At 66.5% G+C, this 12,984-nt stretch carries 13 protein-coding genes; 3 read left to right on the forward strand and 10 right to left on the reverse strand.

Annotated features, from left to right (window positions below; all coding sequences use genetic code 11):
- Positions 1 to 4: 4 nt before the first annotated feature.
- Entirely contained in the window at positions 5 to 439 is a 435-nt protein-coding gene (locus LGM56_RS31450; protein WP_089495000.1) for a carboxymuconolactone decarboxylase family protein, read from the reverse strand.
- Positions 423 to 890 (reverse strand): MerR family transcriptional regulator, encoded by a 468-nt coding sequence (locus LGM56_RS31455; RefSeq protein WP_226207706.1) that lies wholly within the window; start codon positions 888 to 890, stop codon positions 423 to 425. The genes LGM56_RS31450 and LGM56_RS31455 overlap by 17 nt, the downstream gene beginning before the upstream one ends.
- Positions 891 to 1,165: 275 nt before the next feature.
- Here LGM56_RS31455 and LGM56_RS31460 point away from each other — a divergent pair, with 275 nt between their 5' ends.
- Both LGM56_RS31460 and LGM56_RS31465 read left to right on the forward strand, forming a co-directional pair.
- On the forward strand, positions 1,166 to 1,777 hold the full coding sequence (locus tag LGM56_RS31460; RefSeq protein ID WP_226207707.1) for a ComEA family DNA-binding protein: 612 nt from the start codon (positions 1,166 to 1,168) through the stop codon (positions 1,775 to 1,777).
- A gap of 88 nt (positions 1,778 to 1,865) precedes the next feature.
- On the forward strand, positions 1,866 to 2,303 hold the full coding sequence (locus LGM56_RS31465) for a YidB family protein (protein WP_069248127.1): 438 nt from the start codon (positions 1,866 to 1,868) through the stop codon (positions 2,301 to 2,303).
- 103 nt (positions 2,304 to 2,406) lie between these two features.
- Here LGM56_RS31465 and clpB read toward each other — a convergent pair whose 3' ends face one another.
- Together clpB and LGM56_RS31475 are read right to left on the reverse strand one after the other, a co-directional pair.
- Positions 2,407 to 5,004 carry an ATP-dependent chaperone ClpB gene (gene clpB / locus LGM56_RS31470; RefSeq protein WP_226207708.1) on the reverse strand — a complete coding sequence of 866 codons (2,598 nt, stop codon included), beginning with the start codon at positions 5,002 to 5,004 and terminating at the stop codon, positions 2,407 to 2,409.
- Between the two features lie 157 nt (positions 5,005 to 5,161).
- A complete protein-coding gene (locus tag LGM56_RS31475) occupies positions 5,162 to 5,677 on the reverse strand; it encodes an Rrf2 family transcriptional regulator (protein WP_226207709.1) in 516 nt (171 codons plus the stop codon).
- A gap of 249 nt (positions 5,678 to 5,926) precedes the next feature.
- Between LGM56_RS31475 and LGM56_RS31480 the strand changes: the two genes are divergently transcribed.
- Positions 5,927 to 6,487 (forward strand): group III truncated hemoglobin, encoded by a 561-nt coding sequence (locus tag LGM56_RS31480; RefSeq protein ID WP_226207710.1) that lies wholly within the window; start codon positions 5,927 to 5,929, stop codon positions 6,485 to 6,487.
- Between the two features lie 66 nt (positions 6,488 to 6,553).
- Here the strand turns inward: LGM56_RS31480 and LGM56_RS31485 are convergent, their stop codons facing one another.
- The 6 genes from LGM56_RS31485 to LGM56_RS31510 form a co-directional block, all read right to left on the reverse strand.
- The gene (locus tag LGM56_RS31485; RefSeq protein ID WP_226207711.1) at positions 6,554 to 7,030 is read right to left on the reverse strand and encodes a molybdenum cofactor biosynthesis protein MoaE; all 477 of its coding nucleotides are present in this window, start codon (positions 7,028 to 7,030) and stop codon (positions 6,554 to 6,556) included.
- A gap of 10 nt (positions 7,031 to 7,040) precedes the next feature.
- Positions 7,041 to 7,298: a molybdopterin converting factor subunit 1 gene (gene moaD, locus LGM56_RS31490; protein ID WP_089425581.1), complete on the reverse strand. Its 258-nt coding sequence runs from the start codon at positions 7,296 to 7,298 to the stop codon at positions 7,041 to 7,043.
- 19 nt (positions 7,299 to 7,317) lie between these two features.
- Positions 7,318 to 8,565 carry a gephyrin-like molybdotransferase Glp gene (gene glp / locus LGM56_RS31495; protein WP_226207712.1) on the reverse strand — a complete coding sequence of 416 codons (1,248 nt, stop codon included), beginning with the start codon at positions 8,563 to 8,565 and terminating at the stop codon, positions 7,318 to 7,320.
- A gap of 242 nt (positions 8,566 to 8,807) precedes the next feature.
- Positions 8,808 to 10,259, reverse strand: a complete 1,452-nt coding sequence (gene thrC / locus LGM56_RS31500; protein ID WP_226207713.1) for a threonine synthase — start codon at positions 10,257 to 10,259, stop codon at positions 8,808 to 8,810.
- Positions 10,260 to 10,271: 12 nt separating this feature from the next.
- Positions 10,272 to 11,600, reverse strand: coding sequence for a homoserine dehydrogenase (locus LGM56_RS31505; protein ID WP_089495007.1), 1,329 nt, complete (start codon positions 11,598 to 11,600; stop codon positions 10,272 to 10,274).
- Between the two features lie 52 nt (positions 11,601 to 11,652).
- Positions 11,653 to 12,891, reverse strand: a complete 1,239-nt coding sequence (locus LGM56_RS31510) for a pyridoxal phosphate-dependent aminotransferase (protein WP_089425584.1) — start codon at positions 12,889 to 12,891, stop codon at positions 11,653 to 11,655.
- Positions 12,892 to 12,984 lie beyond the last annotated feature (93 nt).

The following is a 12,984-nucleotide window of genomic DNA, read 5'->3' on the forward strand; positions in this document are numbered from 1 at the left end:
TTCGTCATGCGGGCTGCCCGGCCGCTTCGTTCGCGCCTGCCGCGTTGCCGGCCGCCTCATCGCGCCGCGTGAACACTTCATGCGCGGCGAACAGCGCGTTGAGCGCGGCCGGCATCCCCGCGTACACGGCCATCTGCATGAACACCTCGACGATCTCGTCGCGCGTGCAGCCGACGTTCAGCGCGGCCTCGATATGCACCTTCAGCTGCGGTTGCGCGTTGCCGAGCGCGGCCAGCGCCGCGATCGTCGCGATCTCGCGCGCTTTCAGGTCGAGTTGCGGCCGGCTGTAGATGTCGCCGAAGCTGAATTCGACCAGGAGCCGCCCGAAGTCCGGCGCGATCGGCGCGAGCGCCGCGATCACGCGCTCGCCCACTTCGCCGTCGATTTCCTTCAGTTTGTTCCAGCCACGCGTGTAGCGGTCTTCAACGAGTCGTTCCATTGTGTCCGTCCTGTTCCGATAGAGAGTGAGAAAGTCTTGCCCGTCGTGCCGTCTCCCGCTCCTGTGCCTCATAGTTCACGATCTTGTCGCTGATCACATCGAGGCTCGCCTGCAGCTCCGCGATATGCGCGCGCACTGCCTCGTAATGTGCGACGAGCAGGCTGCGCCGCGCCCCGAAGGTCGACTCGCCTTGCGCGCGCAGCGCCGCGAACGCCTGCATTTGCGCGATCGGCATGCCGGTCGCCTTCAGGCGCATCACGAAGGCCAGCCAGTCAAGGTCGGCCGGTGCATAGAGCCGGTGCCCGGCCGCCGTGCGCGAAATCGCGCGCAGCAGGCCGGCCTGCTCGTAGTACCGCAGCGTATGCGTCGACAGGCCGGTCATTTCGGCGACCTGGCCGATCGTCAGCGGGCCGGCGGGGGCAGAGGAAAGTCGGGTTACGGTTTTCGACATGGCAGGAACAAGGTTAGGAGTTAGAGTTCACTCTAAGTCAAGCCCTGTCGAACAGCCAGTGCAACGTCCATCGGCGACACCGTAAAGAATGGTCAAAACCGCCGCCCGGCGCAGGTTTCGGTCTTTACAGCGCCGCAAGCCTTCAGCAAGATTCGGTCAGCCTGTCTTAAAAAGGGCACGCATTTGTCCTATGCTTAACGGCGACGCCCGGCCGGGCGTCACGCCGCCGTCCGTTGCAACAGCCATTCATCCGTCAGAACCAGGGAGCCTTTGCCATGCTGAAAAAGCTGCTGATGCTGTTCGTCGCGCTATCGCTGTCGCTCGCCGCAGGCCTTGCCGCGGCCGTCGAAGTCAATACGGCTGACCAGGCCGCGCTCGAATCCGTGAAGGGTCTCGGACCCGTGAAGTCGAAGGCGATCATCGACGAACGCACCAAGAACGGCCCGTTCAAGGACGCGGACGATCTCGCGAATCGCGTCAAGGGCCTCGGCACGAAGTCGGTCGGGCATCTCGAGGAAAACGGCCTGACGATCGGCGGCGCGTCGACGCCGCCGAAGGGCGTGAAGCTGTCGAAGCCGGCCGCGACGACATCGACCACCACGTCGGCCACGACGTCGGCAGGCACGGCGTCGACGTCCACGACCGCGACGGCCGGCACGACGGCCACCGCACCGGCACCGGCCGCAAGCGCGCCGGATACGGCGGCGAAGCCGGCCAAGACAAAGCGCCTGACGAAGAAGGAAAAAGCGGCCGCAGCAGCGGCGGCATCCGCCGATGCGGGTGCGAGCGCACCGGCCGCCGCGTCGTCGGCAAAAGCGACGAAGGGTTCGAAGAAGAAAAGCAAGAAGGACAAGGCAGCCTCCGCCGCCGCGGCGTCGGGCGCCTGATGTGCGCCGCGCGCGCGACGGCGTGCGCGCGGCATTCGTTCAACGGGCGCCCACGGCGTGGCGCCCTTATCGGTAAAGGTGAAGAACCATGGGTCTCCTCGACATCGTTGGCGGTCTGCTCGGCGGCCAGGCCGGCGGCAACTCGCAAAGCGCGCTGATCACGACCGCGCTCGAATTCATCAACAACCAGCCGGGCGGCCTGAATGGCCTGATCGAGAAGTTCAAGGCCGGCGGCGCCGGCGACATCATCGGCTCGTGGGTCGGCACCGGCCAGAACCAGCCGATCTCGCCGGACACACTGCAGAACGTGCTCGGCTCGGACGCGATCGGTGCGCTCGCGAGCAAGTTCGGTGTCGATCCGTCGATGGCGTCGACCGTCCTCGCGCAGGTGCTGCCGCACGTCGTCAACCACGCGACGCCGGACGGTGCAGTGCCGGCCGACGGCCAGGCACAGGTCGACCCGTCGAACGTGCTCGGCTCGCTGTCGCAGATCGCCGGCATGTTCGGCGGCAACAAGCAGGGCTGACGCGCTGCGTCGTTGCGACGCGCCATAAGCAAACACCCCGCCGAGGCGGGGTGTTTGTTTTTGCGCGCCCGGCGCGAACCGGGCGGCGGCCGAAGGCCTGCGATCAGTGAACGACGCGGTCGAACACGAACTGGCCGTCGTTGACGTCGACCGGAATCACGTCCTTCGGACCGAAGCGGCCCGCGAGGATCAGCTTCGCGACCGGGTTCTCGATCTCCTGCTGGATCGCGCGCTTCAGCGGCCGCGCACCGAACACCGGATCGTAGCCGACCTTCGCGATCTGTTCGAGCGCCGCCGGCGACACGTCGAGCGCCATGTCGAGCTTCGCGAGCCGGTCATGCAGGCGTGCGAGCTGGATCTTCGCGATCGACTCGATGTTGCTGCGGTCGAGCGCATGGAACACGACGACGTCGTCGATCCGGTTCAGGAACTCGGGGCGGAAATGCTGCTTCACCTCGAGCCACACGGCGTCCTTGATCTCTTCCTGCGGCGCACCCGTCATCGCCTGGATGACCTGCGAGCCGAGGTTCGACGTCATCACGATCACCGTGTTCTTGAAGTCGACCGTGCGCCCCTGCCCGTCCGTCATGCGGCCGTCGTCGAGCACCTGCAGCAGCACGTTGAACACGTCCGGATGCGCCTTCTCGATCTCGTCGAGCAGGATCACGCTGTACGGCTTGCGGCGCACGGCTTCCGTCAGGTAGCCGCCTTCCTCGTAGCCGACATAGCCCGGCGGCGCGCCGATCAGCCGCGCGACGCTGTGCTTCTCCATGAACTCGCTCATGTCGATGCGGATCAGGTGCTCTTCCGAATCGAACAGGAACGACGCCAGCGCCTTGCACAGCTCGGTCTTGCCGACACCCGTCGGGCCGAGGAACAGGAACGAGCCGTACGGACGGTTCGGATCGGCGAGACCGGCGCGCGAACGGCGGATCGCGTCGGCCACCGCGCTGATCGCCTCGTGCTGGCCGACCACGCGCTCATGCAGCTTTTCCTCGATGTGGAGCAGCTTCTCGCGTTCGCCCTGCATCATCCGCGACACCGGGATCCCAGTCGAACGCGACACGACTTCCGCGATTTCCTCGGCGCCGACCTGCGTGCGCAGCAGGCGCGGCCGCGTCGGGTTGTGCTGCTCCTGCTCTTCGGCCTGCGTGACCTGCTTCAGTTGCGCCTCGAGTTGCGGCAGCTTGCCGTACTGCAGCTCGGCAACCTTTTCCAGCTTGCCGTCACGCTGCAGCCGCGCGATGTCCGCCCGCACCTTCTCGATCTCTTCCTTCAGTTGCGCGCTGCCCTGCACCGCGGCCTTCTCGGCGGTCCAGATTTCCTCGAGGTCCGCATATTCGCGGCCGAGACGCTCGATCTCTTCCTCGATCAGCTGCAGGCGCTTCTGCGACGCTTCGTCCTGCTCCTTCTTCACGGCTTCGCGCTCGATCTTCAGCTGGATCAGGCGACGATCGAGCTTGTCCATCTCTTCGGGCTTCGAATCGATTTCCATCTTGATCTTCGAAGCGGCTTCGTCGATCAGGTCGATGGCCTTGTCCGGCAGGAAGCGGTCGGTGATGTAGCGATGCGACAGCTCGGCCGCGGCGACGATCGCCGGATCGGTGATGTCCACACCGTGGTGCAGTTCGTACTTCTCCTGCAGCCCGCGCAGGATCGCGATCGTCGCCTCGACGCTCGGCTCGTCGACGAGCACCTTCTGGAAGCGGCGCTCGAGCGCGGCATCCTTCTCGATGTACTTGCGGTATTCGTCGAGCGTGGTCGCGCCGATGCAGTGCAGCTCGCCGCGCGACAGCGCCGGCTTCAGCATGTTGCCCGCATCCATCGCGCCTTCGGCCTTGCCCGCGCCGACCATCGTGTGGATTTCGTCGATGAAGACGATCGTCTGGCCTTCGTCCTTCGCGATGTCGTTGAGCACCGCCTTCAGGCGCTCCTCGAATTCACCGCGATACTTCGCGCCGGCGAGCAGTGCGGCCATGTCGAGCGACAGCACGCGCTTGCCCTTCAGCGTCTCGGGCACTTCGCCGTTGACGATCCGCTGCGCGAGCCCTTCGACGATCGCCGTCTTGCCGACGCCCGGCTCGCCGATCAGCACCGGGTTGTTCTTGGTGCGGCGCTGCAGGATCTGGATCGAACGGCGGATTTCGTCGTCGCGGCCGATCACCGGATCGAGCTTGCCCGCACGGGCGCGCTCGGTCAGGTCGACCGTGTACTTCTTCAGCGCCTCGCGCTGGCTTTCCGCGTCCTGGCTGTGCACCTGCGAGCCGCCGCGCACCGCGGCGATCGCGGCTTCGAGCGCCTTGCGCGTGAGGCCGTGCTGGCGGGCGAGCTTGCCGGCGTCGCCCTTGTCGTCGGACACGGCGAGCAGGAACATCTCGCTCGCGATGAACGTGTCGTTGAGCTTCTGCGCTTCCTTGTCGGCCTGGTTCAGCAGCCCGGCCAGTTCACGGCCGATCTGGATGTCGCCGCCCGTGCCCGTCACTTGCGGCAGGCGCGAAATGGCCTCGTTCAGCGCGCCTTGCAGCGCCTGAATGTGAACGCCCGCGCGCGACATCAGCGAGCGGGCGGAACCGTCCTGCTGCGCGACCAGCGCCGCGAGAACGTGAACGGGTTCGATGTATTGATTGTCGTGCCCTGCCGCGAGGCTTTGCGCGTCCGCGAGTGCTTCCTGGAACTTGGTGGTGAGCTTGTCGATTCTCATTTAGTCGAGACCTCCAATTTTCGATTACCACCAAGATGAGGATGGTTATGCGGCTTTCAAGCGAAATTCGGGTTGATTCAGCGCAAAAATCGATGGATATCCTTGAAGCGGCCCCGGGACGGGCCACGGCCGGATCGAGACGCGCGGCGAGCGCGTGTCAGCGCGCCGTCGACGGCGGCTCGACGGACGCCGGTGCGTCTTCCGGCAAAGGCTCGGCATGCAGGCGCACGACCGGGCGGATGCCGAGCAACGCGGCGAGCGGCGAAGCGGGCTCGATCAGTGCGCCGAGCGTGTGACGGTCGAGTTCGGCGAAAAATGCATCGCGCGCGGCCGCCAGCACGCCCTTCAAGCGGCAATGCGGCTCGATCACGCAGCCGCGCGATTCGCCATCGGCCGAGAAGCAGCCGACCAGCGCGAAATCGCTCTCGGTCGCTCGCACGACCTGGCCGACGGTCAGTTGCAACGATTCGGGGAACAGCCGCAGCCCGCCATTGCGACCGCGGACGGTATCGACCCACCCCAGCTCGCCGAGCTGCTGCACGACTTTCATCAGATGGTTCTTCGAGATGCCGTAGGCGTCCGAGATCTCCTGGATCGTAGCGAGCCCCTCGCCGCGCACGGCAAGGTACAGCATCACGCGCAGCGAATAGTCGGTGTAGTCGGTGAGTCTCATGGGCGAATACGGAAAAAATCGATCGTACCCCCGATTACGTGAGCCGGGCCGACCGGGATGCGCACGAGGCCGGTTGGCGGCCCTGCACCGCGGCCCCGGGTTGCCGGGATGACGCGCGCGCAATAAGATGCGTGACACTTACACGTTTTTCAGGGGTGTTGGACGCTATTTTGCGTCAAAATTCGGCCGGCGTCCTACTCGATGCTCGCGCCGCCCCTGTCGTTGCCTATTTCTGCCGGCCCTTTTGCCATGACCGTCCTGCCCGCCTCGCCCGATACCGCCCCGGCCCGCCCTCGCGACACCGAGCCGACCGAAGCGAACATCCGCGATCTCGTCTACGCGTTCTACGACCGCGTGCGCGCCGATCCGCTGCTCGGACCCGTGTTCGACGCAAAGCTGGCCGGCCGCTGGGACGACCACCTGCCGAAGATGGTCACGTTCTGGTCGAGCCTCGTGCTCGGCACCAAGGGCTATCGCGGCAACGTGCAGCAGGCGCACCAGCCGCTCGACGGAATCGAGCCCGCCCATTTCAGCCGCTGGCTGTCGCTGTTCCTGAATACCGTCGAGGCGCGCTACGCGCCGCCCGCGGCAATCCGCTTCATGGAGCCGGCGCTGCGGATCGCGCAGAGCCTCCAGTTGAGCCGGTTCGGCTGGGACTACCCGATTCCGCCCGAGCAGCAGGCGCTGCTCGACGCGATCGCGCCACGCCGTCGCGATGCTGGCGACGATCCGCACGCGTTGCCGTCGCGTGCCCGCGGTGAGCCGTTTCCGACGAAGATCATCGGGCGCAGCAGCGATCCGGACGCGTAACGGGCAGCCGGTGCGCGCGAGGCTTGCGCGCATGCGGCATCGCGCCGCATTACCCTGGCGCCACGTTCAGCGCCGCGTATTCCCCGATTCGACGCCCCAGCGCGCGAGCGCGGCATCGTCGGTGCTGCGCGCATCGACCCAGCGCTCGCCATCCGGTGTCGTTTCCTTCTTCCAGAACGGCGCTTCGGTCTTCAGGTAGTCCATCACGAACTCGCACGACGCAAACGCATCGCCGCGGTGCGACGCCACCGTTGCGACCATCACGATCTGGTCGAGCGGCAGGAGCCGGCCGACACGATGCACGATCGCGACGTCGATGCCCGGCCAGCGCCGGCCGGCCTCGGCGGCAATCTTCTCGAGCGCCTTCTCGGTCATCCCCGGATAGTGCTCGAGTTCCATCGCGGCCACCGAATCGCCTTCGTTCAGGTCGCGCACCGTGCCGACGAAGCACGCGACCGCGCCGATCTTCGGGTTACGCGCACGCAATGCCGCGACCTCGGCGTTCAGGTCGAAGTCGTCGGTCTGGATTCGTACCGTTGCCATCGCCCTCGCCTCAACCGCCCGTCACCGGCGGAAAGAACGCGACTTCGCAGCCTTCGGTCAGCCGCGTATCGGGATCGGTCATCTCGTGATTGCACGCCATGCGCAGTGCGCGCCCTTCCGAGAGCGTCTCGGCCCACGCCCCGCCGCGCACGCGCAGCCACGCGCGCACGTCGCCCACCGTCGTGACGCTGTCCGGCACGTCGGCCTGCTCGTCGGCCACGCCCAGTGCCTCGCGCACGCTTGCAAAAAATTTCAGTTGAATCTTCATGGTTCGGGAAGCCGTCGCGTTACGACAGCAGTTCGGAAAACGGAATGAAACGCACGGTCTCGCCGGCGCTGATCGCGTGCTGCGGCGGATTGTCGATCAGGCCATCGCCCCACACCGTCGACGTCAGCACCGCCGAGCTCTGGTTCGGGAACAGGTCGAGGCCGCCGGCCGCGTTGACGCGCGCACGCAGGAATTCGTTGCGCCGGTCGCCCTTGTTTTGCGAAAAGTCGGCGCGCAGCGACAGCGCGCGCGGCGCGACGTCGCGCACGCCCGACAGGCGCAGCAGGAACGGCCGCACGAACAGCAGGAACGTGACGAAGCTCGACACCGGGTTGCCGGGCAGTCCAATGAAGTGCGCGTCAGGACGATCGTCGCCGCGGCGCACCGCACCGTACGCAAGCGGCTTGCCGGGCTTCATCGCGATCTGCCACAGCGCGAGCCGCCCTTCGGCCTCGACGGCCGGCTTCACGTGATCCTCGTCGCCGACCGACACGCCGCCGCTCGTCAGGATCACGTCGTGATCGCGTGCAGCCTCGCGCAGCGTGTCGCGCGTCGCGGCGAGCGAATCGGGCACGATCCCGTAGTCGGTCACGTGGCAGCCGAGCCGCTCCAGCAGCCCGCGCAGCGTGAACCGGTTCGAGTTGTAGATCGCGCCCGGCTTCAGCGGCTCGCCCGGCATCGTCAGTTCGTCGCCGGTGAAGAACACCGCGACGCGAATCCGGCGCGCAACCAGCAACTGCGCGCAGCCGACCGATGCGGCCAGGCCGAGCGCCTGCGGCGTGAGCCGCGTGCCGGCGGGCAGGATCACCGAGCCCTGCCGGATATCCGCGCCCTGCGCGGTGATCCATTCGCCGGCCTTCGGCGTGTGCAGGATCTCGACCGCATCGCCGTCGGCCGACGTCTGTTCCTGCATCACGACGGCGTCGGCGCCGGGCGGCACCGTCGCGCCGGTGAAGATCCGCGCGGCCGTGCCGGCAGCAAGCGGCGCGGCCGGATGACCGGCCGGAATGCGCTGCGACACCGGCAAGCGCCGCTCGCCATGCAGCAGGTCGGCGACGCGCACCGCATAGCCGTCCATCGCGCTCGTATGCATCGGCGGCACGTCGAGCGGCGAGCTCACGTCGGCCGTAAGCACGCGGCCGAGCGCGTCGAGCGTGGCGACGGTTTCGGCACCGGGCAACGGCTTCGCGGCATCGAGCAGCGCAGCGAGCGCCTCGGCGGTCGACAGCATCGGCGCGCGCGGCGCCGCGGGATTCGGGTTCGACATCGATGGAATCGGGGATCGTTGGATTCAATGCGTCATTGTAGCGACGCCGTCGCGCGGGCGCGCGATATGGCCGACATGCGGAAACTGTGATTCGCGCGAGCACGCCGGTCTGACACTTGTTTCGGTGTAGCGCGTCGACAGCCCCGCGGCACCGCCAAACGAAACGGCCGGAACCCCGATCCGTTCGACGAATCGGCGTTCCGGCCGTCCTGCGCAACCGGGCCCGCAGGCCCGGCCGTGCGTCATGCGCCCGTACGGGCGGCGATGAAGTCCTTCACCTGCTGCGCGTCGGCCTTCACGACCTCGAAACGCTGCGGCAGCGCCTCGAGACCGTCGAATGCGGCCGGCCGCTCGGCTTCGCGATCGAGTGCTTCGCGAATCGTCTCGCCGAACTTGATCGGCTGCGCCGTCTCGAGCACGACCATCGGCACGCCCGCGTCGAGATGCTCGCGCGCGACTTTCACGCCGTCGGCGGTGTGCGTATCGATCATCGTGTCGTAGCGCGAGAACACGTCGCGGATCGTCGCGATGCGGTCCGCGTGGCTGCTGCGGCCCGACACGAAACCGAACTCGGCGACGCGCGAGAAATCGCCGCTCGCCGCGAGATCGAAGCCGCCCTTCTCCTCGACGTCGCGGAACAGCTGCATCACGCGCGCCGGATCGCGGCCGAGCAGGTCGAACACGAAGCGCTCGAAGTTCGACGCCTTCGAGATGTCCATGCTCGGGCTGCTCGTGTGATAGGTGTTCTCGGCGCTGCGCACGCGATACGCGCCCGTGCGGAAGAACTCGTCGAGCACGTCGTTCTCGTTGGTCGCGACCACGAGCTTCGCGATCGGCAACCCCATCATCCGCGCGATGTGGCCGGCGCAGACATTGCCGAAGTTGCCCGACGGCACCGTGAACGACACGCGTTCGTCATTCGACCGGGTGGCCGCGAAGTAACCCTTGAAGTAGTACACGACCTGCGCGACGACGCGTGCCCAGTTGATCGAGTTGACCGTGCCGATCTTCTGCTGCGCCTTGAACGCGTGATCGTTCGACACGGCCTTCACGATGTCCTGGCAATCGTCGAACACACCTTCGACCGCGAGGTTGAAGATGTTCGGATCCTGCAGGCTGAACATCTGGGCCGTCTGGAACGCGCTCATCTTCTTGTGCGGCGACAGCATGAACACGCGCACGCCGGCCTTGCCGCGCATCGCGTATTCGGCCGCGCTGCCCGTGTCGCCGGACGTCGCGCCGAGAATGTTCAGCGACTGCCCGTGCTTCGCGAGCGTGTACTCGAACAGGTTGCCGAGCAACTGCATCGCCATGTCCTTGAACGCGAGCGTCGGGCCGTTCGACAGTTCGAGCAGCGAGAGCGGCGCGCCGTTCTCGGTACCGAGCGTCTTCAGCGGCGTGATGTCGGACGCGTTCTCGCCATGGCGCGTGTTGCGGTACACCTCGGCCGTGTATGTGCGGCGCGTGATCGCGCGCAGGTCGTCGGCCGGCACGTCGTCGCAGAACTTCGACAGGATCTCGAACGCGAGATCCGCGTACGACAGCGTGCGCCAGCGTGCGAGCTCGTCGGCGGACACCGTCGGATACTCGGCCGGCAGGTAAAGCCCGCCGTCCTTCGCGAGACCGCCGAGCAGGATGTCGGAGAACGTGTGGCGCTCGCCGATGCCGGCGCCGCGCGTGGAGATGTAGTTCATGTCGTCCTCAGCTCAGTTCAGCGCTTCCATGCGCAGCTTCGTCACCTTCGAGACCACCGTCGCGAGGCTCTCGATCTGCGCGATCGCCGCATTCACATTCTTCTCGACCGTGACGTGCGTGATCAGGATGATGTCGGTTTCGCCGTTCGCACCGTCGACCTGCTCGGACTCCTTCTGCAGCAATGCATCGATCGAGATGCCCGATTCGGCGAGGATGCGCGTGATCGCGGCCAGCACGCCGGTCTGGTCGGCGACGCGCAGGCGCAGGTAGTAGCCGCTCGTCACTTCCTCGATCGGCAAGATCGGCGTGTTCGACAGGCTGTCGGGCTGGAACGCGAGGTGCGGCACGCGATGCTCGGGGTCCGCCGTGTGCAGGCGCGTGACGTCGACGAGATCCGCGACCACGGCCGATGCGGTCGGCTCCGCGCCCGCGCCCTTGCCGTAGTACAGCGTCGTGCCGACCGCGTCGCCGTGCACGACGACCGCGTTCATCGCGCCTTCGACGTTCGCGAGCAGGCGCTTCTCCGGGATCAGCGTCGGATGCACGCGCAGCTCGATGCCGTTTTCGGCACGGCGCGTGATGCCGAGCAGCTTGATCCGGTAGCCGAGCTCTTCCGCGTAGCGGATGTCGGTCGCGTCGAGCTTGCTGATGCCCTCGACGTACGCGCGCTCGAACTGCACCGGCACGCCGAACGCGATCGCGCTCATGATCGTCGCCTTGTGCGCGGCGTCGACGCCTTCGATGTCGAAGGTCGGATCGGCTTCCGCGTAGCCGAGCTCCTGCGCGGCCTTCAGCGCGGTCGCGAAGTCGAGCCCGCGATCGCGCATTTCCGACAGGATGTAGTTGGTCGTGCCGTTGATGATGCCCGCGATGTACTGGATGCGGTTCGCGGTCAGGCCTTCGCGCAGCGCCTTGATGATCGGGATGCCGCCGGCGACGGCCGCCTCGAACGCGACCATCACGCCCTTCGCGCGCGCGGCCTCGAAGATCTCGGTGCCGTGCACCGCGAGCAGCGCCTTGTTGGCCGTCACGACGTGCTTGCCGTTCGCGATCGCGCGCAGCACGAGCTCGCGCGCGATGCCCGTGCCGCCGATCATCTCGGCGATGATCGCGATCGACGGATCATCGACGACCGAATTGAAATCGTCGGTGATCTGCGCGGCGCCGGCGTCGCCGCCGAGCGCGGCCAGCGCCTTCGCCGGGTTGCGCACGGCAATGCGCGTCACCTCGATGCCGCGCCCCGCGCGTCGCTTGATTTCTTCCTGGTTGCGGCCCAGCACCGTGAAGGTGCCGCTGCCCACCGTGCCGAAGCCCAACAGGCCAACTTTGATCGGTTCCATGCTGCGTGTGATCGAATGAGTAAGTAGTAGTGAGTCCGTGTGGCCGTGCCGCTCAGGCCGAATGGCGCTTGCGGTAGCCGTCGAGGAAGCGAGCGATCCGGTTGATCGAATCGGTCAGGTCGTCGAGGTTCGGCAGGAAGACCACGCGGAAGTGATCCGGCGTCGTCCAGTTGAAGCCCGTGCCCTGTACGAGCAATACGCGCTCCTCGAGCAGCAGGTCGAGAATGAACTGCTGGTCGTTCTGGATCGGATAAAGCTTCGGGTCGAGGCGCGGGAACATGTACAGCGCGGCCTGCGGCTTCACGCAGGTCACGCCCGGGATCGACGTGAGCATGTCGTACGCGAGCTCGCGCTGCTTGTACAGGCGCCCGCTCGGCACGATCAGCTCGTTGATGCTCTGGTAGCCGCCGAGCGCCGTCTGGATCGCGAACTGGCCGGGGACGTTCGCGCACAGGCGCATCGACGACAGGATGCCGAGCCCCTCGAGATAATCCTTCGCGTGCCGGCGGTTGTCGCCGCCGAGGCCCGACACGGCCATCCAGCCCGCGCGATAGCCGCACGAGCGATAGCTCTTCGACAGGCTGTTGAACGTGACGGTGATCACGTCCTCCGACAGCGAACCCAGCGCCGTGTGCTCGAGGCCGTCGTAGACGATCTTGTCGTACACCTCGTCGGCGAACACGATCAGCCCGTGCTGGCGCGCGATCTCGAGCAGTTCGAGCAGCAATTCGTCCGAATAAAGCGCGCCCGTCGGGTTGTTCGGGTTGATCACGACGAGCGCCTTCGTGTTCGGTGTGATCTTGCGGCGGATGTCGTCGAGATCGGGCATCCACGCGTTCTGCTCGTCGCAGACGTAATGCACCGGCGTGCCGCCCGACAGGCTGACCGCCGCCGTCCACAGCGGGTAGTCGGGCGCGGGCAGCAGCACTTCGTCGCCGTCGTTCAGCAGCGCCTGGGTCGCCATCACGATCAGCTCGGACGCGCCGTTGCCGATGTAGATGTCGTCGAGGCCGACGCCCACGACGCCCTTTTCCTGCGTGTAGTGCATCACGGCCTTGCGCGCCGAGAACACGCCCTTCGAATCCGAATAGCCGGACGACGTCGGCAGGTTGCGGATCATGTCCTGGATGATCTCGTCCGGCGCGTCGAAACCGAACGGCGCGAGGTTGCCGATGTTCAGCTTGATGATGCGGTGGCCTTCTTCCTCGAGGCGCTTCGCGTGCTCGAGCACCGGGCCACGGATGTCGTAGCAGACGTTGAGCAGCTTGTTCGACTTCTGAATCGGTTTCACGACGACACGGTTCCTGGATTGGCCTTGCGGCCGGGGGGGACGGGATCAAAACTGGAAAGCGGCCGGTCTGTGCGCGCTGTCTAGACTGGGAAA

The organism is Burkholderia sp. AU38729, assembly GCF_020419725.1.
GTDB lineage: Bacteria > Pseudomonadota > Gammaproteobacteria > Burkholderiales > Burkholderiaceae > Burkholderia.